Source organism: uncultured Apibacter sp., assembly GCF_946479295.1.
Lineage (GTDB): Bacteria > Bacteroidota > Bacteroidia > Flavobacteriales > Weeksellaceae > Apibacter.
Map to the genome: position 1 here is coordinate 362,209 of NZ_CAMLFD010000001.1, position 22,153 is coordinate 384,361.

The following is a 22,153-nucleotide window of genomic DNA, read 5'->3' on the forward strand; positions in this document are numbered from 1 at the left end:
TAATTGATAATTATCTTTTTTCTCTTCCATTATCCAATACTCTCAAAACTACTATTACCATCAACCAAAGGTGTTATTTTTCCACCTGTAGAACACATACAATAAGAATCTGTAGTTAGTTCTCTCTTTCCTTCAATAGTAAAAGGTGAGGTTTGTTCCCATTTAATCAAAGAAGGTGTACAAGGTAAATATCCTCCTGATGTCGGTTTGAGCTTACATTTTCCAAAAGGTATTATATTAGTATTTGCTTGTTTTTCTTGTTCTGTAGCAGATAGTTTTTCTCCGATTCTGGAAAAGTTCTGACTGGTTACTTGTATGGGAGTTTGCAAAGTTCCTTTATCACATTGTAGTTTGCTCCCTTCTATTACTGGTTGAGACATAAAATATTGTTAATTTAAATTATATTCTTTTCTTTCTAAAAAATATCTATCTATTTCATCCCAATAAAAATCAATTATAGTTAAGCTATCTTTGAGAATATCTAAATAATATATTCTATTAAATGATTGATATTTACAATTAGTATCAATGTTTGAAATAAAATATTTTTTCTCTTTTGTTTTTTTATTTACTACTTCCAGTAATATATAATTTACAACATAAAAATCACACAAATATTTATCCCGTTTATAACATTTTTCATAAGAATATCCATTTCTATAAATGTTCAAAATATAATCTTCTTTTTCATATAAAACTCCAATAAAATATGGAACATCCCATTTCCAATTAAATGACATATGAAATTTTGGTAATTCTTTATAAAAGATTTTATTTAATTCTGAATCATTAAAGTTTTTCAGTTTTGAACCAAAAGTTATTGTATGAATATTTTCTTCATTCCACATAATTTTTTTCATTTCATGTGCAAATGAAGAAGCTTTTAATGAATCATTAATAACTTCATCAACATATAAACTAATTTTTGGGTAATCATACAATATAGTTTTTTTTATTGTATCTTTAATCATAGAATCTGATAATATATTAAAGCTCTGATTCAATGTAGAGTATGAGCCTATAGATAACAAATTCATAAAAACTTCATCTGTCAGAGAATCTTTTACTGAATTATATGCAGGAGTTTCATCTAAATAAAAGCTCCATTTTTTTGGGTAATTATACAACACAAGCTGTTTTATTGTATCATTTAAGCTTGGGCTAAATAGTATAGTCTGTTTTTTAGGATTAAATGAATCTTTTTTTATACAGCAAGAAATAGAGGATATAATTATCAAAAGATAAATAAATACTATATAATAAAATATTTTTTTCATTTCACTTCTTCTATAGTTTTCACTTTTTTATTATCAATTACTCCTGCATGTAAATGATCATTATGGTCTCCCATATGTTTATGAGAAGGAAGATTTTTATACCATCCTCCTGTTCCTGTAATAATATCAGTAAAAAAGAATTTTTTAAATGCTAATACTTTTTTCTTTTCATCATTAAAATTTGATAAATACCTCGTATCTACACTTCGTCCATTATTATGGCTTACGCTTGGATAACTGGTTCCATCTCCAAAACACATTCCTGTAGATTGTATATCTGTTCTGTTTAATTCCCCTAAAGCTCCTATAAATCCCGCATAACATTCAGGGCTACAATATCTCCTGTCTGAACCATGAAAAGTATAATAAATCTTTACATCTCCTTTTGCATAACTTAGCGAATCCTTCATTCTTACTATTTTCACTTTTCCATTTTGTTTAGGGTACTTCCTATTTCCATACCCTCCAACACCATCTACATAAATGTCTCCATTTTCATATTCATAGCCATTTCTTGCATCACCACCTCCTGAAGTAGGATATTTATAAGTTTTTATATATCCTTTAGGAACACCAGATACTCTAACTCCTTTTTCTCTACCAATTATCTCCATCCAATTCACAGTACAAATTTCATGTTCCTTACCTTCTTTATCATGGTAAATGTATTGATATTTATTCTCAAACCCTTCTGTAATTTGCTTAGGAATATGTTTTTCTATCTTCCCTTCTGTTTCAGAGTTCCAGTAAATATGGTAGGCAACACATTTTATTTTATCTTTTATATTATGCTCTTTTTTTATCTTCCCACTCTTAATGATTATCTTCTGTTTAGGATATTTTCTGTTCATCATATCCTGTTTTTCTCTCTGCCTGTCTTCTACTGCTTTTAACCCTCCATCTTTCTTAGGAGGACAATCTATTTTCAATCTTATACATTTTTCGTTTTCCGGTTCTGGCATAACAAATCTGTCTTATAAAGTTAATCTTATTTTTGATAACGTTTTTTATTAAAAGTCAAAAAAACCTTTACTCTTTTTTTTATATTGGTGATACTCCCATTGTTTTTCTTCAAATTCATCCCATTCTATTTTGGTGTAATCTTTTCCTTTATAGGTTTTATAAACTTTATTTTCATCTTCTGCATCTGCTTGTTCTGGAATATCTTGTTGAATTTCATTTTTTTCAAATAGTATTTTTTTTATCCTTGCTATTCCTTCTTTATCTACCGTTCCTGTCAGGGTATATTCTTCTTCTGAATCCTCCTGTTCTATCATAATAGTAACTTCTTCTCCTTCTTCATAGTTTCTGGTATGAACCAGTAAATTAACCTCCTCATCAAAATAACTTTCATTGAGTTCTTTCTCAAAATTTTCATCCATTACTATTATATCTGTAATCTCTTTTTCTTTTCCATATAAAAACTCTCCGCTTTGTGCCAGTCTTCCCATCTGTGGGGCTTTATAGTCCAGTTGGTTCTTGGCTGTAAACAGAGCATTTGTACCATGTACATGGGTTCGTCCTAATGCTCCCATTTCTGCATTTCCTTTGGTATAGGTGATTAGTTTCTGTTTTCCGTATATATCTGCGATTTTATCTGCGGATATTTCCATATTGGAACTGCTGTGTATCTGGGTTTTCCCTATGCTGTTTTGTGTTATTTCATTTTTAGCTGTGGTGATTATATCTGTTGCTCGGATTTCTATTTTTTCTTCTATCAGCATTTTCAGGTTCTTTGCTATAATCTCAATGGTTTCAGGGGCTTCAATCCTGATACTTTTGTCCATTGTATCAAAGTAAATCATATTTCCAGCCTTATCTGTAATGGTAATACTAAGTTTATCCTCTGTATCATCCAACATGATTATATGTCCACTTCTGGTTTTAATGACTTTCAGGTTATTGCCTTTTTTGTCATATCCGCTTTTTTGTTTTCCATTATAGATACATCCTTCCACAAAAGGCTTATCCATACTGTTGGATTCAAAATCTACCATCACTTCATCTCCAATTTCAGGTTTCCAGTTAAATCCTTTGTCTGCTCCTGAGTGGGGCTGTAACATCCTAATCCATGGAGTTTGTTGGTTAGTGGCTTTCTGCCATGGGAATTGGACTCTTATTCTTCCTAAACCTAAAGAGTCATCTACTTCTGTAACTTCTGCCCTTTGCTTTTCTGCTTTGGGATAGGCTTTATCATCGTAATAGGGTGGAATAAACTGCTCATGAGGAATGGCTTTTAAAGTATTATAGTAGCCTTCTCCTGTTTCAAAATAATGCTCCAGTTCAGTAACCAAATAACTTTCCATAGGAATAATTTTATTTTTAAATACTTCACTTTGGAAATTATACTCCTTTATTTTGATAACGTCTGCAATATTAATATTGGGATTAAAAGTCTTAGCTTCTATAAAAAGTACATTCTCCCTGAACCGCTTCTGTCTTTTTACCAGTTCTGACAGCTCCTTGTTTCCTGTTTCCAGTAAGGAATGATTGTAATAGCTTTCAGGCTGGTTAAGATAAATATCTTTAGAAGTTTCTATGAGTTGTTGCTGGAAATGATTGTTAATATTTTGTTTCTGTAAACTATCAGAACCTGACTGAATAACTTCTCCCTGACTACTGTGATATGCCTGATAAGAGAAATTTTGAGGAATTAATTTAGTGTGGATTTCATAATCTTCCATATCTTCTGAATCCAATAATTCTACTGTTTTCCCTCCATATCCTCCGAATACCAGTGTTTCTCCGTTCCAATAGAGCCATTCTCCATATCTTTTGGAAAGCATCTGTATATACTCATATCGGGTTTGTTGGTATTGTGTGGTGTAAGAAATCCTATCTTTATATTTGGGCTTGGTTTTTATAGTCAAAAGGTCTGAGGGTAAGCCTAAAGAAAGGGATTGTACTATCTCATCAAGGGTTTTGTTCTCAAAGCTCTGACACATAGCTCCATCTTCCAGCAAGGCATCTGGTGATATACCCCGAATAGTCAAAAATGAATCCTGTCCTTGTTTTCTTCTTTTTATCTCTGTAATGAGTCCATTAAAATAAAAAGTAGTTTGGTTGAACTGCTTGAATTCAATATATATTTTTTTCCCTCCCAGATATTTGGTTTCTGACATAGGAAGACCTGAATTTGAATCAAATTCATCTGCTCTGCAATGAATGGTAAGGGTTGAATGGTCAAGGGTTTTCTGGATTAATTTTATGCTGAAAGACCCACCACCTGTAAAGACCTCTTTTCCATCTATTTTAACAAAAGCTCCGATAATATGACTCTTTCCATCTGCTAAGGAACTGTAGGTAGCTATGGAAGTAGATTCTTTCTTGGGTTCACTCCATGAAAAAGACCGATTGATTTCTGAATTCATAAAAAGGATTAAGCAAGGTTTTAACTAATAAAAATAATATTACCAAAATAAATATTTAGTTTATCCTGTATTTAAGGATTTCCGTAAATGAAGTGAAACAAGTATATGATTTTTGTCACATTACAACCTAATTCCTTTATTGGCAAGGGATTGAAGTATTTATTTTTTGTGTTAGTAAGCCTTATTTTTTACCCTAACACAAATGTAAAGGTAGTTTTTCTTAACAGGGACAGAATTCATGAATAGGGAAAGATTTTTTTTCTTATACAGAAATAAAAAATTTGTAATCTATTAGTTGGTTGTTCGGGGTGAAAATAAATATTTATTATGCTTTTAATAATGATTAATTTATAATACTTTTGTCGATAAAATTTCACCTTATGAAACAGAAAATAGTCTTTATCCTATTGTTATTGCCTGTATTGATCTTCTCTCAAAAAAAAATTTTTTAGGAATTGGCTTCCAGAGAGATATAAATGATATCTGGAGTATTGTTTTGGAAGAAATAAATGATTCAAAATATAAGGTTTATTATCCTTCCTTAGATTGTTCCGGCACTTGGACGCTAATTGAAAATAAAAAATACAAGAAATTTAAAGAGGAGATTACTGATGATAAAAATGAAATTTGTATTCCTGCAGAATATTTGTTGTTGGTTGATGATGATATTTCTCCATATACCAAAAGATTTTACCTTTATATAAATAATGAGGATAACCAGCCTATTGCTAATGGTTTTTTAAATGAAGTACCTGATGATTATTATCAGGATTGATTTTATATTGCAGAATTAAGATTTAAGCTGTTATTTCTAAAAATATTGCCAACTCATCTTTATTGGTAAATAAGTGTAATTTATCCGTTTTACATAAGCAAAATAATAGTATAGGTTCACTCATATTGATAGAAGTATTTTAAAAACTTTAGGTAGTAAATGATTACTATCCAGATATTATTCATTGTTCGAAAATTGGAATAGCTGTGCAATAAAATTATATTTTTTATAATCTTTCTACTTATTGAAAATGCTTTGTTATGAAAAACAAACTCTGCAATTAAATTGAATAACTAAATCAATCCTGCAAAAATAAAAATCATTACGATATATCGAGATTTCGAGCTAGACGGTAAACACATTACTGTTAAACCTCTCAATGATGTCTCCCATGTATCATGAAGATGAAGAGAAGGGAAAAACATTGAGAAAGCAATTTTTATCTGTCCTACCTCATCAAAAGATGAATATATACTTGAAACAGGCAGCAACGACATGTAATTTAAAAAAATAGATTATCAACATATTGCATCTCACACATGTTTATCACCTCGGTCAAGCTTGCCAATATGTTAGGGGATATTCTGAACTTAATCAGAAATTAAAGATCTTTATGATTGAAACTCATATGCTATTTAATTAGATTTATCAGGCTTTTACTGAATTGTCTAGTCAAAAAGAGAATAGACGTAAAAAGAGGATTGAATATTGGATGAAATATGAATAAATAATATTCAATTATCAAATTAGCAGTTTTTTATTAAATTTGGAATATGCTGAAAGAATACTCTGTCTCTGATATACTAAGTTTACCCTCTCAACATATTCCATATTTCGTAGGAACATTTGAAGACACCGAAGATGCTGATGTAGAATGGCCTCATCGTCACGACTTCTATTCCTTAGTATGGTTTACTCAAGGGAGTGGATTCTATGTGATAGATATGCAAGAATATGAAATAATCCCTAATCGAATGTTTTTAGTCAGTCCGAAACAAATTCATAATTGGGATTATTCACAAAATAGTGAAGGTTATGTATTAATCTGTGATTCGACTTTGGCCTTGGAACTAAACTTAAATGAAATTGCATCTTGCTTAGATATTGCTGATAACAAATCATCTATCGAAAACATATTCATTCATCTATTGACAGAGACAAAATGTAATGATAGTTTGACTAATGGAAATATTAAGGCAGGAATTTTATATTTATACTCTATTTTACAAAGGATATCCAAAGAAAATCAAGTTGTAAAACCGGATGTTGATAAAACTATTAGTAAACTAAAGCAGACTATTTTTGAAGATTTTCACCGTACTAAAATCGAAGAGTACGCTGACAAAATAGGAGTTTCAGTAAAAAACTTGAATGACATTTGTAAAGCTCATACAGGAGTATCAGTAAAGCAATATATATTAGATCTTAAAGTTATAGAAGCAAAACGTTTATTAATATATACTTCAAATAATATAAACGAGATAGCCTTCTCTCTCGGTTTTAAAGACAGTTCCTACTTCTCTCGTATTTTTAGAAAACGAACATCCTTATCTCCTTATGATTTTTTGAAAAAGTACCGAAAACACAAATAAAAGTCCTACAACAAATATAAATACTTAAACTAATTTTGTGTTAGTCAATTAAATTAATATTGTTTTGATAATAAGTTAATTATCCAAGGCTGTATTTTTTTTAAGAGCATGACAGCCGAAGTATTAACCCAATATAATTTTTATCACTAAATAAAAAAATAAAGCATATATAATTTTACAAAATTCATATGAACTATATCTTTTTTAGAAATAAACTACAAGATACATTTATTGAAAAATGGGTTGAATATATGAATATATCTGTTGAGATGAAAGAGATAAATGAGAAGTGGTTACCAAACTATTATGCTGAAGACAGACCAATTTCTTTGATGGGGCATCTAGATATGGAAAAAAATGCAGGGTTTAAGGATATTGATATTATTTGGAAATATTATGATTTTGCTGTTTGCAAAGCTGAAAAATTATAGGTCAAATCTGTTTTTACGTTTCTAAACTAATAAACTAGAAGTTAAAATTTTGTTATCATTTATTAAAATCTATCAAATATGAAAATATACACTTTTTTATTTTTAACTCTTATAAATATTACATTTATTTACTCACAATCAAACAATGTTTCAGATAAATACACCCAAGGTTGGAATAAGTTGAAAGAAATTGATGGAGAAGCAGGTGAGCGAGTAGTTAATGGATTAAAAGACATATCGCCAGAACTCAGCAGATTTATTATCGAATATTCGTTCGGTGAAGTTTACAGTCTACGTTCTTTAGATAACAAATCAAAAGAAATTGTTGCTATATCGTCTTTAATTGCACAAGGAGCTATCCCTCAACTCAAAGTTCATCTAAATGGAGCATTGAATACTGGAAGTTCTATCAATGAAGTAAAAGAGGTTATTTTGCAAATGTCTGTCTACTGTGGCTTTCCGAAATGTATTAATGCAATGAATGCTTTAAAAGAGGTATTAAATGAAAGAAAAGCTAAAGGGATCATTGATAAAGAAGGAAAAATTGCATCTACTAATAAATCAATGGATAGATATACTTTAGGTGCTAAATATTTAGCAATGTTGAAAGGTGATCAGGAACAAATTTTGAAAGACAGCTATCAAAGTTTATCTCCTGAATTAGTCCAATTTACAATTGAATATGGATATGGTGATATCTTCTCACGTAACAATCTGGATATAAGATATCGTCAAATAGCTACCATTTCGGCTTTAGCTACCTTAGGAAATGTTCAACCGCAATTGAAATTTCACATTAAGGCTGGTCTAAATATTGGATTGAATGTGGAAGAGATAAAAGAGATAATGTTATTAATAACAGTTTACGCAGGGTTTCCTTCTTCCATTAATGGTACAAACTCTTTAAAAGAAGTGATCAATGAAAAGGAAAAATAATAAATAGTCCTATTTTTCTATACTGACTATTCTTTAAAATCCACTAGCAATGCATTTTTATGCCTATCACCCCGCTCTCCTAGCTGTTCAAGAATTGGAATCAGTTCTTTTCCTATAGCTGTGAGTTCATATTCTACTCGGGGTGGTACTTCTGCATAAGCAGTTCGTATAACAAGTCTATTTTCTTGTATTTTACGTAACTGTAAAGTTAGCATTCGTTCTGTAATATTTGGAATACTCTTTTTTAATTCGCTAAAACGCATTTTACCATAAGCTAATTGACAACAGATTATGAGAGTCCATTGAACACTAATCAAACTTGAGGCATAAATTTGATTGCATTCTCCTGATAGAATAGCCTTATTCTCGAAATTAGTTGATGTTTCCTTTCTCTTACCCATTACTTACAAAAATGTCAGTACCATACAATTAGGTGTAAATATACAAATAATGATGCATTGTATATAGTATATACTTTTGTCATCTTTAATTAAAATATGTATATGTTTTGAAAAGGATTATCTTATTAGCCTTGATAATAAGTATGGGTATAACAGTTTTTTCTCAAGATAAAACAACATTGAAATCAACCCATTATAACAATGAAATCCCTGCATTAGTCTTTAAGTATAAAGGTACAATGCGCAACAGAAATATCCCTTAGTGTATTTATTCATGGATATTCGGAGAATTATACTTAATGGAGTAGAACAATTGATTGTTAAAGTATTGCTGATAAATACAATATGATTCTTGTTTGTCCTGAAGGTTTTACCACATACTATATCGATATCCCTTATGATATAAATCTTAGATATGAAAGTTTTTTCTTCAATGATCTTGTACCAAAAATACATATAAGAATTTAGTATTGATGAAAATAATGTATTCATCACTAGGCTGAGTATGGGGGGATATGGGGCTTTACGGTATTTTATTCTTCATCCTCATGATTTTAATACAGCGGGTTCTACAAGTGGGACCATAGATATTAATTTTTCTCTTTTTAGGCAAGTCAGCATAGAATTCTGTAACAGTACGAGAATGATCGATGATCTGGAAAGGTCAATTGGAAATAAAACTGATTGGGCTGATTATAGTTAGCTCTCATCAAAAAGTATGACTTTAGAAAAACATTTATTTTTGATTGTGGTACTGAGGATATATTATACCAAAGTTCTTTTCAATTAATTGATTATCTCTATAAAAAGAATATTCCCGCAACATTTATTAGCCAGACGGGCAATCATATATTGGCATTTTTCTATTGAACATCATTTTGTTTATTTTCAACAACATTTAAAATAATATTACTTGAAAAATATTATTCTTTCTTTCTCTTAATGTTATTCTCTGCCCAAGTACTTATCTTTTCAATGTAAGGTAGTATACCTTGTCCTAATTTGGTTAGTTTATATTCTACTTTAGGTGGAACTTCAGGGTATACTTTACGAGAAATAAAACCATCTTTCTCTAGCATCTTTAACGTAGACGAAAAAACTTTTAGAGAAATCCCATCAATCCTACTGAGTAATTCTCCAAAACGTAATATATTTTCTTCGCTCAATATTTGAATAATGAGAATAGACCATTTATCTCCAAATCGATGCATTACAATACGAAGAGGACATTTATTATCACAGGGTTTTCTTTTTATTAAAATTTTATTCATAAGTATTAAATAATCAATATTACTAACCTTTAGGTTATATAGTAAACTCAAAAGTAACGTATTGTTTTTTAAAACATTATGTAATACTTTTGATAAATCAAAAATAAAATTTTATTCATTAAATAGAAAATAATTTTATTGATACTTGCTATCATTAGCACAATAGACTTTAGAAGTAAACAAACAATTTAAATGGAAACAAAATGGATAATATTAATCAAAAATTACTTGTTATTGATAATCACTCTCATGTCACATTCCCGCTCGAAGATCATATTCATTTAATGGATGAAGCAGGAATAAACAAAACAATATTATTTAGAACCCTAGTACATCCAGAAAAGACAAAGAATCTATATGAATTGAGAAAGGAAATGAATCAGTTGAATTCAATTCTTAACGGAAATGTTTCTTTGGCTCAACTTAAGGCGAAAGATGCTGAAACAGAATTATTAACTGCAATAGAAAGATACCCCGATCGATTTATCGGTTTTGGGGCAATTCCCCTATCATTTAATACCGTTCAAATGGTTGAATATATTGAAAAAGAACTTCTCGCTAAAGAATTGGTTGGCATAGGTGAGTTTACTCTAGCTAGTGGTTCCATTTATTTATTAGAAAATGTATTTAAAGCTTCGAGTAAGACCAAAAACATTCCATTGTGGATACATACTCTCAATCCTCTTATACTTAAAGATATACAAGAAATAGAAATTATGGCACAAAAATATCCATCAGTTCCTGTAATTTTGGGTCATATGGGTGGAATGAATTGGTTAGAAGCTATTGATATAGTAAAGAATACAACTAATATATACATTGACACCTCTGCTAATTATTCTACGTTAGCTTTAAAGACTGTAATTGAAGAATTACCCGATAAAACTCTGTTCGGCGTTGATTATCCATACGGAAATATATTATTATCTCGAATAACAATTGAAGAAGTTTGTAAAAACAAAGATGTTTTAGCAAAAGTACTAGGTGGAAATATCCAAAAACTTTTGAAGATAGATTAAAATAATTGTTATTATTCTCGATGTACGCACTCAGATAAAAATAAGCTTTTTTCAAAGGTAATATTTACATAAGCATATATCGATTTACTCATAAACTTCTACTTTATAAATCACTTAAAAAACATATGCCAATGAATGATTAAATTAAAAGAGAGTTCTTCAATATTTACTTTAAACTGCTTAAAACATTATCAAATACAATGATTTGTTTCAAGGTTCATACAAATCAAAACATAGAAAAAAATTTCAAGAGAAAAAGCCTTTTAAAATTTACCAACTTATATTAGGTTATTCTTCTATTATATAGAATCTAAAAAATAACATATTATTCACCTAATTATAGGACACTAATATCCTTAACCCCTTCTAACAATTCCAACCAAGAAAGAGTAATTAGTTTATTAGTAAATTCCAAAAGATTGTAAATATCAATTCATATATGTTATTCTACTTTTTCTTCATTCAAAAATAAAGATTGTTGAGATATATGAACTAAGGTAGAAAATAAACAAGATAAATCAGTATAGCTATCTATTTCTAGAGTTAAACAATATTTTTTCATACTTATTTTTACGAATTGCTCTCAGACAACTTTAGCTTCTATACATAGTTTTTTGTTTTTCTTATTCATAACACAACACTTTGAAGCAAAAAATATAAAATAAATCTATATAGTATTGATAAGTCCTTTATATTATACATTTTTACCGATAAAATACAGGTCTCTTTTTATCAGATTTTTCTTATTTTTGCTAAAATACTTTTATTATGAATACAGATACAGCACCTAATAAAAAAGTACATCAGGGAAGAAATATAAAAAGATTAAGAGAAATGCTTGGAATTAAGCAAGAGTCTTTAGCTTTTGATTTAGGTGTTAGCCAAGCAACTGTTTCAGATTATGAACAAAAAGAAGCATTAGATGAAAAAATATTAGAGAAAGTTTCTCAGGCATTGAAAGTTTCTGTAGATGCTATTAAAAATATGACTGATGAAAATTTGACAAACTTTTTTCAATCATTTTATGATAATAGTAGTCTCAATTATCAATGTACATTCAACCCTATTGATAAAATTATTGAGTTATACTCTGAAAAAGAAGAACTTTATAAGCAATTATTAAAAGACAAGGATATTTTAATAGAAAAGTTGTCTAAGGATAGTAATTAAAGAAAATTCTAAAAATTCATATTCATACCACATATTTGAAATAGTCACGATTTCATATGACAGTTACTAATAAAAACAGTAACATTAAATTATGAAAAAGATAAGTTTTGACTACATCACAAAAAGTCATTAAAACAAATTATGAGTTTTAAGATTAGCCCGATAATTAGGAATGTAGGTTAATTGCTTTTTGATTTTATAAAATTTACACAATTGCAAAAACATTTTTTATCTTAAAAGGTAATTATAGGTCATCAATTATATAAGATATGCAGCATTATTAAATAAAATAAACACCAATATTTATTTTCAATATCTTTTATACTTAATGATTAGATACGAATTTTAATCCAATGATGCAGCTTACAAGAGTAATGATAAAAAAGATTCTCCAGAATGTTGCCGGTTCTTTGAAAACAAATATTCCCAATAATACTGTACCCGCTGCTCCTACTCCGGTCCATACAGCATAAGCTGTTCCTAAAGGCAAGGTTTGCGTGGCCTTTATCAGTAAAAGCATACTTGAAATTATACACACTAAAAAGCTAGCATACCAATAATAAACGGCATTGCCATGTGAATTTTTTGCTTGCCCTAAACTAAAAGTAAATCCTACTTCAAATAAACCTCCGATAATTAACAGTATCCAATTCATTTTTTTCTATAAATCTCTTTTTTCCTTGCAAAAATAAAGAAAAACTTATTTTTTATCTATTATTTTAATTTTTCAAAGTTCTAAGCATATTTTCTAAGATTTCATTTAATTTAAGGTAAATTGTAATAATTACAGGTTTCTAATTTTTTTATATATCTCATATCTTTTTTATGAATTATAAAAGACACCTCATCATACATTAAGTAATTATTGTATCTTATGTCTTCTTAATTATAAAAATATTTCGAAGTAATTTTAAAGTAATATTTTCTAATACTATAAAAAATCACTAAAATTGTAACCAATTGATAGCATTTATATGAAAATAGTAAAATTTGGAGGATCATCCGTCGGTTCCAGTCAAAGCATTCAAAATGTAATTGACATCTTGAAGCAAAAACATGCTTCCGGTGAAAAATTTCATGTAGTATCTTCTGCCATGGGAGGAGTAACTAACATTTTAACAGACTTAGCTCAAGCAGCTTCAGAAGGATATGATTTTAAAACGGGACTAACAGAAATTGAACAAAAACATTTTACGGTTATCAAGGAAATGATTGCGGTGAAAAATCAGAATCCGACATTTACCCAAATTAAGATTTTCATTAATGAAATCGAAGACCTTTTACAAGGCGTATACAGCTTACAAGAACTCAGCCTACAAAGCAAAGATCTCATTATAAGTTATGGAGAAAAATGTTCCACATTTTTATTAAGTCAAATTGCTAAACAATATTTTTCTAATAGTTTATATGTAGACACTTCTGCTTTAATAAAAACAGATAATAATTTTGGAAATGCACGAGTAAATACTCCTCTTACAGAGCATTTATTGAAAGAATATTATCAACAACATACCGAAAATATACTTTTTTTTACCGGTTTTATTGCATCCAATGAAAATAATAGAATTACTACTTTAGGCAGAGGTGGAAGCGACTATACAGCTGCCATCATTGCTGCTGCTTTAGATGCAAAAGAAATTGAGCTATGGTCTGATGTTGACGGTATGCTAACAGCCGATCCTCGTGTTGTAAAAAAGGCATTTTCTTTATCAGAACTTTCCTATACGGAAGCAATGGAATTATCTTACTTCGGAGCAAAAGTTATCTATCCACCCGCTATGATTCCGGCATTTCGAAAAAAAATACCAATTGTATTAAAAAATACATTTAATCCTACCTTCGAAGGAACCAGAATTGAGGAACATACTCATAAAAATATGTATCCGATCCGAGGAATTTCTTCAATCAACGAAATAAGCCTTATCAATATTACAGGGAGCGGAATGATCGGACAGATAGGATTTAGCGGTAAACTTTTTTCCTTACTTGCCCAAGAACATATCAATGTAATACTCATTACCCAATCTTCTTCAGAGCACAGTATTACTTTCGCTATAGAGCCTAAAGACGTACAAAAGGCGAAGCAATTATTTTGGAGCGAATTTGAGTTAGAATTGGAAACCAATAAATTAAACCCTCCGATTATTGAAGAAAACTTATGCGTTTTGGCCATAGTAGGAGAAAATATGAAACAAACTCCGGGAATATCCGGGAAACTATTCCATGCGCTGGGAAGAAACGGAATTAACATACATGCTATTGCCCAAGGATCTTCCGAATATAATATTTCGGTAATCATTAAACGCAAGAACATATCCAAAGCCCTCAATGCAGTCCATGATGCTTTTTTCACTCAATTAACTAAAACACTACATGTATTTAGTGTCGGAACCGGAAATATCGGAACTACCTTATTGCGTCAGATTCAAGCTCAGAGTGATTTTTTACGCGATAATAACGGCATTGAAGTAAAAATATCAGGGATCGCCAATTCCAGAAAAATGATTATTGATGAAGAAGGAATCGACCTTACCCAATGGGAAAAAGCTATAAATGCCGGAGAGGTATCCAACATGGACACATTTATCCAAAAAATAAAATTATTAAATCTTTCTAATTGCATTTTTGTAGATAATACCGCAAGTCCAGTCACAGGGACCTATTATAAAGAATTATTTGAATCGAATGTTTCCGTGGTTACTTGTAACAAAATTGCTAATTCGTCTTCCTATAAAGAATATAAAGATTTAAAAGACACAGCTAGAAGAAGAGGGGTTGATTTCTTTTATGAAACGAACGTAGGTGCCGGTTTACCGATTATTCGAACCTTAAAAGACTTAATGACCAGCGGCGATAGAATTCTTAAGATTGAAGCTATTTTAAGCGGTACGATTTCATACATCTTTAATAATTTTACCGGAAAGATTTCCTTTTATGAGGTCGTAAAAAAAGCTCATGAGTTAGGATATACAGAGCCCGATCCTCGGGAAGATTTAAGCGGAAAAGATTTTATGCGTAAAATGATGATTCTTGCTCGAGATGCTGGTTATGTGGTAGAAGGAAAAGATGTAAGTTTAGGAGCTATTCTTCCTGAAAGTTGTATTAATGCCCCATCTATAGATGATTTCTATAAAGAATTAAAAAAATCAGATTCCTATTTCAACCAATTGAAAGAAAAGGCCGAAAATGAAAATAAAGTTTTAAGGTATATCGGAAAATTGGAAAACAGCAAAGCTTCTATAAGCCTTGAATGGGTAGATTCCAACCATCCTTTCTATAATTTAACGGGAAGTGATAATATTATTTCTTTTACTACAGAAAGATACAAATTTAATCCGTTAGTTATAAAAGGACCGGGAGCAGGTGCTGAAGTTACAGCTGCTGGCGTTTTTGCTGATTTAATTAATGTAGGTGCCAATTAGATTTTTTGATCTATAGACTTTATATTGTTTTAAATTTTTATATTCAGAAGCTTTTAGTACGTATTTTTTCAAATTTAAACCATTAATAAACATATTGTATAAAGGATACAAGGCTTTTGATATCAAATATAATTAGCTTACATTTGTCTAAATAAAATTGAACGTTTTCAAATTTAGATGAGAGAAAAAGATAGTGTGCACGTTTTTGCTCCCGCGACTTCAGCTAATTTTATTTGTGGATATGATGTTTTAGGCTTAGCACTGAATGAGCCCGGCGATGAAGTATTACTAAAACGCGTTGATGAGCCAGGAATAAAAATAACTAAAATAACCGGAGATCAGGGGCTTTTGCCCACAGATCCGAATAAAAATACGGTAAGCGCTTGTGTAAAGATGATTCTGGATTTCTTGGGTAAAAAAAACTACGGGATTGAAATTGAACTTCATAAAAAAATGCCAATCGGAAGCGGTTTAGGTTCCAGTGCGGCAAGTACTATAGCGGGATTGTTTGCTATTAATCAACTTTTAGGCGAACCTTTATCTAAAAATGAGCTACTCCCATTTGCCTTAAAAGGTGAAGAGCTTGCCTGCGGACATGGTCATGCCGATAACGTTGCTCCTTCGCTTTTGGGGGGCATAACTCTAATACGTAGCTACAATCCATTGGATGTTATTAATCTTCCTGTACCTAAAGAGCTTTGCTGTTCAATTATCTTTCCGCATGTAGAAGTACAAACCCGAGCCGCGAGACAGATTTTGAAGAATAAAATAGAGTTGAAAGATGCGGTTTCCCAATGGGGAAATATTGCCGGATTGATCACCGGCTTATTTAATGAGGATTATGAGTTAATTTCAAGAAGCCTTGAAGATAAACTCATCGAGCCTACACGATCTATTTTAATACCAGAATTTGAAGCTATGAAGAAAATTGCTAAAGAAGAGAAAGCTCTGGGATTTGGAATATCCGGATCCGGACCTTCAGTAGTTGCTTTTACGAGAGGAATAGAATCGGCAAAAAACATTACGAAAAAGCTTAAAGAACATCTTAAAAAGAACGAAATAGAAAGTAACGGTTATTTTTCTCCTGTAAATATTCAGGGAGCAACCGTACTTTAAAATGTAAAGCATAACCATACGATAATGAAATTATACAGCACTAATAATAAAAATCTTAGCGTAACTTTTAAAGAAGCCGTTTTTACCAGCTTCCCCTCAGATAAAGGCTTGTATATGCCATTGAAAATTCCCAAACTATCGGAAAATTTTATACAGAATATCACGCAATATTCTTTTGATGAAATAGCTTTGGAAATAGCTCATGCTTTTATTGGAGAAGATATTCCCTATAATGACTTGGAAAAAATAATTAAGGATGCAATCAATTTCGATGCTCCATTAGTTTCGTTAGATGAAAATTTGGCTGTGTTAGAGTTATTTCACGGTCCATCTCTTGCTTTCAAAGATTTTGGCGCTCGTTTCATGAGTCGGGTGATGGCTTATTTATCCGATAATAAAGATAAAACACTCGATATTTTGGTAGCTACCTCGGGAGATACCGGCGGCGCTGTAGCATTGGGATTTTTAGGAGTTCCGGGCACACGGGTAACTATTTTATATCCAAAAGGTAAGGTTAGTGAAATTCAAAAACTCCAATTAACTACTAACGGACAAAACATACGCGCTCTTGAGGTTAACGGTACTTTTGATGATTGCCAGTCCTTAGTAAAAATGGCTTTTAATGATCCTGAGCTTAATGCTAAGTTAAGATTAACTTCAGCAAATTCTATAAATATTTCACGCTTGTTACCTCAAACCTTTTATTATCTATATGCTTATGCGCAAGCTCTCAAGATAAATAAAAAAAATATTGTTTTTGTAGTACCAAGCGGAAATTTCGGTAATATAGGAGCCGGATTACTTACCTATAAAGCTGGTCTTCCCGTGAAACATTTTGTTGCCGCTACCAATGTTAATGATACGGTTCCCGTTTATTTACAAAAAGGAATTTATGAGCCTAAACCATCTGTACAAACACTATCCAATGCTATGGATGTTGGTAACCCAAGCAATTGGGTGCGTATTAGTGACTTATTTAATGAAAATTTGGATGCGTTGCGTAATCTTATTTCTGCTTACTCCTTTACCGATTCGGAAACCATACAGAGCATTAATGAATTATATAAAAACTATAACTATATAGCTTGTCCTCATACTGCCGTAGCTTATTTAGCCGCAAAAAAGTATAACCATCCGGAGGATTTCACAATATTTTTATCTACAGCACATCCTTGTAAATTCATAGATGTCTATCCTGATAATTTTAAAAATAAAATTACTATACCGGATCAAATACAGCAACTCGAAAATAAAAAGAGCTCAGCTACTTCTCTTGAAAATAACTTTTCAAATTTAAAAGCTTTTCTTATAAGTGAATAACATCTTTGAGGGATCTAACCATTAAGTAAATATAAATTTTGTAAGGAAATCATAAAATTATCTTAATAAATTTTAAAAATTCCTTACTATATTTGCATGCAGAAAATTTCATAGTAAATGATTTCATTTATAATTATACTACTTTCTGTATATATTTACTTTATTATTTCCCTCCTTATTAATCATAAAGTAACATTATTACTTTCAAATACATTAGTTAATCTAAATAATAATAAAAACACATTAGCATATCATGAAATATAAAAGAATACTTTTAAAGTTAAGTGGAGAAGCTTTAATGGGAAATCAACAATATGGAATAAGCTCGGATATTCTTCAAAGTTATTCTAAACAAATTAAAGAAATCTCTGACATGGGGGTGGAAATTGCTATAGTTATCGGAGGCGGAAATATTTTTAGAGGAGTAGCAGGTGTTGCAACCGGAATTGACAGAGTTCAAGGAGACTACATGGGAATGCTTGCCACGGTTATCAATGGAATGGCACTTCAGAGCTCACTCGAAGCATTAGGTGTACATACCCGTTTGCAAACGTCTATAAAAATGGACCAAATCGCTGAACCTTTTATTAAAAGAAGAGCTGACAGGCATTTGGAAAAAGGTAGAGTGGTCATATTCGGAGCGGGAACCGGAAATCCTTATTTTACTACAGATACGGCTGCTACTTTGAAAGCTATCGAAATTAATGCTGAGGTAATTTTAAAAGGAACTCGTGTAGACGGTATTTACGATACGGATCCTGAAAAAAATAAAAATGCAGTAAAATTTAATAGCATTTCCTTTGACGAAGTATATGAAAAAGGACTTAAGATCATGGATATGACAGCTTTTACGTTAAGTCAAGAAAATCAACTTCCTATCATTGTTTTTGATATGAATAAAGAAGGAAATTTAAGAAAAATTATTGAAGGGAAAGAAGTAGGGACTTTAGTTTCAATTTAATTAATTAAATTTTATATTTGCAAGGCAACGTTAGTAGAAAATTATGGAAGAAATAAATTTAATTATTGAAACGACAAAGGAAAGCATGGAGTCCTCTTTAAGGCATTTAGAATCTGCTTTTAATAAAATTCGTGCAGGACGAGCAAATCCTTTAATGCTTCAAAACATTTTAGTGGAATATTACGGAGCCCCTACTCCTTTATCTCAAGTTGCCAACATCTCTGTTCCCGATGGTATGACTTTGAGCATTCAACCCTGGGAAAAGTCTACACTAAGCGCTATAGAAAAAGCCATTTTTCAATCTAATTTAGGTTTTACTCCTAATAATAATGGTGAAAATATTATTATAAACATACCTCCTTTAACCGAAGAAAGAAGAAAAGACTTGGTAAAACAGGCAAAAGCGGAGTGTGAAAATTCTAAGGTAGGTATTCGAAAAGCAAGACAAGAAGCTAATGCGGATATTAAAAAGATAGAAAGTGCTTCTGAAGATGAAAAGAAAAACGGAGAGGAACAGATTCAATCCTTAACGGATAAATATGTGAAATTAGCCGAAGAACATTTATCTCACAAAGAAAAAGAGATCCTGACTGTTTAATTTTACAATTATATATTAAAAAAAATTATAAATCGGTTTCTTTCTTTAAGAACCGATTTTTTTTACCTTTGAATTTATAGCTATGTCAAAAACAGTAAGTGTAATCGGATTAGGTCTAATTGGTGGTTCAATAGCCTTAGATCTTAAAAAAAGTGGATTTGCATCAAAAATTATCGGTGTTGATAAATCTAAACTCCATGAGAAACAGGCTTTGGAATTATCCATTGCCGATGCTATTATGTCTTTGGAAGAAGCTGTTTGCGCATCTGATTTAATTATTCTTTCCACTCCCGTGGATGTAAGCATGAAACTACTGCCGGCTATTTTAGATAGGCTTCCTTCAAATGCAGTACTTATGGATGTTGGATCCACCAAATCATCCTTAATCGAAAAAGTAAAAAATCATATAAAAAGAAAGTTCTATGTAGCTTCTCATCCTATGGCGGGAACGGAATATAGCGGTCCTTCTGCTGCTTTTCATGGATTATTTAAAGATAGGGCTGCAATCATATGTAACCCTGAAGATTCATCCCCTAAAGCCGTGGAACTAGTTTCTGAAGTGTATTCGAAATTAGGTTCCCGTTTGGTGCTTATGGATGCAGAGTCTCATGATGAACATGTTGGCTATGTATCTCATCTTTCTCATGCTATTTCCTATGCTCTAGCTGTCTCTGTCCTCGAAAAAGAAAAAGATGATGCCGCCATATTCAATTTGGCTTCGGGAGGATTTGCCTCAACTGTACGTCTGGCAAAAAGCTCTGTGGATATGTGGCTTCCCATTTTTGAACAAAATTCCAAATATATTTTACCTATACTCAATACTTATCTTAATAAACTCACGGAATTTAAATCTTACCTAGAAAATGGAGAAACTGAACATCTATATGAATTTATAAAGGAAGCTAATCGAATCAAAAATAAATTGGAAAAGAAATAAATTATATTAAAGCCCTTATTGGATTGTAAATAAAATTTTTACTTAAATTATTCTAAAGGGTGAATACTTTTATTGTTGGCGAGATTAGATTTTGCAAAACATCTATTGTTTCATAATTTAAAAAATTATTCCCTTTAAATTGGAAAAATTATAACTAATAGCTTTTCGTTATCAAAATTATCATTTTACCATCAATTATATTTTTATAAAACAAAATAAATTTTTAACAACTTAACCATCCATATGATTGGGTTATGTAGATGTCCAACCAATTTCAAAACTCTTTCGTTGTTTGTTAAATAAAATTATTCCTCCTTGATATTTAGTTAGCCTTAAAATGCAAATGAAATAAAGTATTTTTTTAGTAATTTATCTTTTCCTAAAAACAATAAATTTTTATCTATTTTATATCAATATTTTCTTTAATAGGTTTAATTAATATTTTTTGTTATTATTTTAGATGTCACTAATTAAATAAAAGGGCTTACATTTCAGTAAGCCCTTTATTAATTAAAAAAGTAACTTTATAATCACTTTTTCGACCTTACGTAAGCCATTTCCAACAACGTGGATTAATCCTCCACCTTCTGTTTTAACTAATTCTTCTTCAGTTAGTTCTCTTACGTTCAACAATTTTAAATTTTTCATAATATTATTTTTTTATTATTATTGTAAATATATATCATATTTTTAATTATTATCCATATTAATGATAAATATCATATTTTATTATATTATATTTATAAAGATATTGACAAATAATATATATTTTATCATAAACAAAAGACTATATATAGCTAAAATTAGATTAAAAATTACTAATACAATTATCTTCGGAAGAGACTGTTTGCGATTCTGATCCAATTATTATTTACGCTCCTGTAGGTGTAAGCATGAAATTACTACCTATTATTTTAGATAAACCTTCTTCGATTGTAGTACTTATTGATATAGAATACACCCAGTCAACTTTAATCAAATTTGCTTCAGAAAGATTTACCTCAACTTAACGTTTAACAAAAAGCCCTGCGGATATATGACTCCTTATTTTTGAACAAAAACTCAAGTATATTTTACGTATACCCAATATTTATCTTAATAAACCTACGAAATTTAAATCTTACCTAGAAAATGGAAAAACTGAACATTTATATGAATTATTAAAAAATTAATCAAATCAAAAATAAATCGTAAAAGAAATAGATTTTATCGAAACCCTTATGAGTTCTAAAATAAAGATTTTAATTTTATTATTCCACTAATTAAATAAAAAGGTTTATTAAAATGCAAGACCGTAAGTAATTTCTAATTTAATTATTATTGAAACCTCTCATAAACGGACAAAAAGCTCCATACTCCCCCACATTAACTTACTATTTTTAAACAAGTTATCTCACATCCAATGATATTGAATTTTTCATCATATTATTTTCTTATTATTATTTCAAAAATTTACATTTTATCCCCCTATACATAATCACGATAATTATAATATCATTTTTTTTAGATCTATTTATTAATACTAATTAATTTATTATAGAAATAATATTAATATA

The 22,153-nt window shown here is 30.3% G+C and carries 21 protein-coding genes; 13 read left to right on the plus strand and 8 right to left on the minus strand.

Annotated elements, in window-relative coordinates; all coding sequences use genetic code 11:
- Positions 1 to 29 precede the first annotated feature (29 nt).
- The 4 genes from Q0T35_RS01720 to Q0T35_RS01735 are packed head-to-tail and all read right to left on the minus strand — an operon-like array spanning position 30 to position 4,648.
- Positions 30 to 380 carry a DUF4280 domain-containing protein gene (locus tag Q0T35_RS01720; protein ID WP_295840654.1) on the minus strand — a complete coding sequence of 117 codons (351 nt, stop codon included), beginning with the start codon at positions 378 to 380 and terminating at the stop codon, positions 30 to 32.
- 9 nt (positions 381 to 389) lie between these two features.
- A complete protein-coding gene (locus Q0T35_RS01725) occupies positions 390 to 1,277 on the minus strand; it encodes a hypothetical protein (protein ID WP_295840656.1) in 888 nt (295 codons plus the stop codon).
- Positions 1,274 to 2,239: a hypothetical protein gene (locus tag Q0T35_RS01730; protein WP_295840658.1), complete on the minus strand. Its 966-nt coding sequence runs from the start codon at positions 2,237 to 2,239 to the stop codon at positions 1,274 to 1,276. The genes Q0T35_RS01725 and Q0T35_RS01730 overlap by 4 nt, the downstream gene beginning before the upstream one ends.
- Before the next feature lie 48 nt (positions 2,240 to 2,287).
- A complete protein-coding gene (locus tag Q0T35_RS01735; RefSeq protein ID WP_295840661.1) occupies positions 2,288 to 4,648 on the minus strand; it encodes a phage baseplate assembly protein V in 2,361 nt (786 codons plus the stop codon).
- A gap of 496 nt (positions 4,649 to 5,144) precedes the next feature.
- Here Q0T35_RS01735 and Q0T35_RS01740 point away from each other — a divergent pair, with 496 nt between their 5' ends.
- The gene (locus Q0T35_RS01740; RefSeq protein ID WP_295840663.1) at positions 5,145 to 5,423 is read left to right on the plus strand and encodes a hypothetical protein; all 279 of its coding nucleotides are present in this window, start codon (positions 5,145 to 5,147) and stop codon (positions 5,421 to 5,423) included.
- Positions 5,424 to 5,716: 293 nt separating this feature from the next.
- Here Q0T35_RS01740 and Q0T35_RS01745 read toward each other — a convergent pair whose 3' ends face one another.
- The gene (locus Q0T35_RS01745) at positions 5,717 to 5,920 is read right to left on the minus strand and encodes a hypothetical protein (RefSeq protein WP_295840665.1); all 204 of its coding nucleotides are present in this window, start codon (positions 5,918 to 5,920) and stop codon (positions 5,717 to 5,719) included.
- A 276-nt stretch (positions 5,921 to 6,196) separates the two neighbouring features.
- Here Q0T35_RS01745 and Q0T35_RS01750 point away from each other — a divergent pair, with 276 nt between their 5' ends.
- The 3 genes from Q0T35_RS01750 (at position 6,197) to Q0T35_RS01760 (ending at position 8,382) form a co-directional block, all read left to right on the plus strand.
- Positions 6,197 to 7,015: an AraC family transcriptional regulator gene (locus tag Q0T35_RS01750; protein WP_295840666.1), complete on the plus strand. Its 819-nt coding sequence runs from the start codon at positions 6,197 to 6,199 to the stop codon at positions 7,013 to 7,015.
- 188 nt (positions 7,016 to 7,203) lie between these two features.
- Positions 7,204 to 7,446: a hypothetical protein gene (locus Q0T35_RS01755; RefSeq protein ID WP_295840667.1), complete on the plus strand. Its 243-nt coding sequence runs from the start codon at positions 7,204 to 7,206 to the stop codon at positions 7,444 to 7,446.
- Positions 7,447 to 7,524: 78 nt separating this feature from the next.
- Positions 7,525 to 8,382: a carboxymuconolactone decarboxylase family protein gene (locus tag Q0T35_RS01760; protein ID WP_295840670.1), complete on the plus strand. Its 858-nt coding sequence runs from the start codon at positions 7,525 to 7,527 to the stop codon at positions 8,380 to 8,382.
- Positions 8,383 to 8,408: 26 nt separating this feature from the next.
- On the opposite strand, the gene Q0T35_RS01765 is transcribed toward Q0T35_RS01760, so the two are convergent.
- On the minus strand, positions 8,409 to 8,783 hold the full coding sequence (locus Q0T35_RS01765; protein WP_295840697.1) for a winged helix-turn-helix transcriptional regulator: 375 nt from the start codon (positions 8,781 to 8,783) through the stop codon (positions 8,409 to 8,411).
- 505 nt (positions 8,784 to 9,288) lie between these two features.
- Here Q0T35_RS01765 and Q0T35_RS01770 point away from each other — a divergent pair.
- Positions 9,289 to 9,486 carry a hypothetical protein gene (locus Q0T35_RS01770; protein WP_366937719.1) on the plus strand — a complete coding sequence of 66 codons (198 nt, stop codon included), beginning with the start codon at positions 9,289 to 9,291 and terminating at the stop codon, positions 9,484 to 9,486.
- Between the two features lie 220 nt (positions 9,487 to 9,706).
- Here Q0T35_RS01770 and Q0T35_RS01775 read toward each other — a convergent pair whose 3' ends face one another.
- Positions 9,707 to 10,054, minus strand: coding sequence for a helix-turn-helix domain-containing protein (locus Q0T35_RS01775; RefSeq protein ID WP_293916452.1), 348 nt, complete (start codon positions 10,052 to 10,054; stop codon positions 9,707 to 9,709).
- A 203-nt stretch (positions 10,055 to 10,257) separates the two neighbouring features.
- Here Q0T35_RS01775 and Q0T35_RS01780 point away from each other — a divergent pair, with 203 nt between their 5' ends.
- Positions 10,258 to 11,073: an amidohydrolase family protein gene (locus tag Q0T35_RS01780; RefSeq protein WP_295840698.1), complete on the plus strand. Its 816-nt coding sequence runs from the start codon at positions 10,258 to 10,260 to the stop codon at positions 11,071 to 11,073.
- A gap of 768 nt (positions 11,074 to 11,841) precedes the next feature.
- On the plus strand, positions 11,842 to 12,243 hold the full coding sequence (locus Q0T35_RS01785; protein ID WP_293916456.1) for a helix-turn-helix transcriptional regulator: 402 nt from the start codon (positions 11,842 to 11,844) through the stop codon (positions 12,241 to 12,243).
- 325 nt (positions 12,244 to 12,568) lie between these two features.
- On the opposite strand, the gene Q0T35_RS01790 is transcribed toward Q0T35_RS01785, so the two are convergent.
- Positions 12,569 to 12,898 (minus strand): multidrug efflux SMR transporter, encoded by a 330-nt coding sequence (locus tag Q0T35_RS01790; RefSeq protein ID WP_295840702.1) that lies wholly within the window; start codon positions 12,896 to 12,898, stop codon positions 12,569 to 12,571.
- Positions 12,899 to 13,217: 319 nt separating this feature from the next.
- On the opposite strand from Q0T35_RS01790, the gene thrA reads away from it, so the two are divergent.
- The 6 genes from thrA (at position 13,218) to Q0T35_RS01820 (ending at position 20,597) form a co-directional block, all read left to right on the plus strand.
- Positions 13,218 to 15,665, plus strand: coding sequence for a bifunctional aspartate kinase/homoserine dehydrogenase I (thrA, locus tag Q0T35_RS01795; RefSeq protein ID WP_295840704.1), 2,448 nt, complete (start codon positions 13,218 to 13,220; stop codon positions 15,663 to 15,665).
- 177 nt (positions 15,666 to 15,842) lie between these two features.
- Positions 15,843 to 16,781 carry a homoserine kinase gene (locus tag Q0T35_RS01800; protein ID WP_293916462.1) on the plus strand — a complete coding sequence of 313 codons (939 nt, stop codon included), beginning with the start codon at positions 15,843 to 15,845 and terminating at the stop codon, positions 16,779 to 16,781.
- A gap of 24 nt (positions 16,782 to 16,805) precedes the next feature.
- A complete protein-coding gene (thrC, locus tag Q0T35_RS01805; RefSeq protein ID WP_295840706.1) occupies positions 16,806 to 18,101 on the plus strand; it encodes a threonine synthase in 1,296 nt (431 codons plus the stop codon).
- Between the two features lie 253 nt (positions 18,102 to 18,354).
- Positions 18,355 to 19,062 (plus strand): UMP kinase, encoded by a 708-nt coding sequence (gene pyrH, locus Q0T35_RS01810; RefSeq protein WP_293916466.1) that lies wholly within the window; start codon positions 18,355 to 18,357, stop codon positions 19,060 to 19,062.
- A 43-nt stretch (positions 19,063 to 19,105) separates the two neighbouring features.
- The gene (frr, locus tag Q0T35_RS01815; RefSeq protein ID WP_293916468.1) at positions 19,106 to 19,660 is read left to right on the plus strand and encodes a ribosome recycling factor; all 555 of its coding nucleotides are present in this window, start codon (positions 19,106 to 19,108) and stop codon (positions 19,658 to 19,660) included.
- An 82-nt stretch (positions 19,661 to 19,742) separates the two neighbouring features.
- Positions 19,743 to 20,597: a prephenate dehydrogenase gene (locus Q0T35_RS01820; RefSeq protein WP_293916470.1), complete on the plus strand. Its 855-nt coding sequence runs from the start codon at positions 19,743 to 19,745 to the stop codon at positions 20,595 to 20,597.
- Positions 20,598 to 22,153: the final 1,556 nt, after the last annotated feature.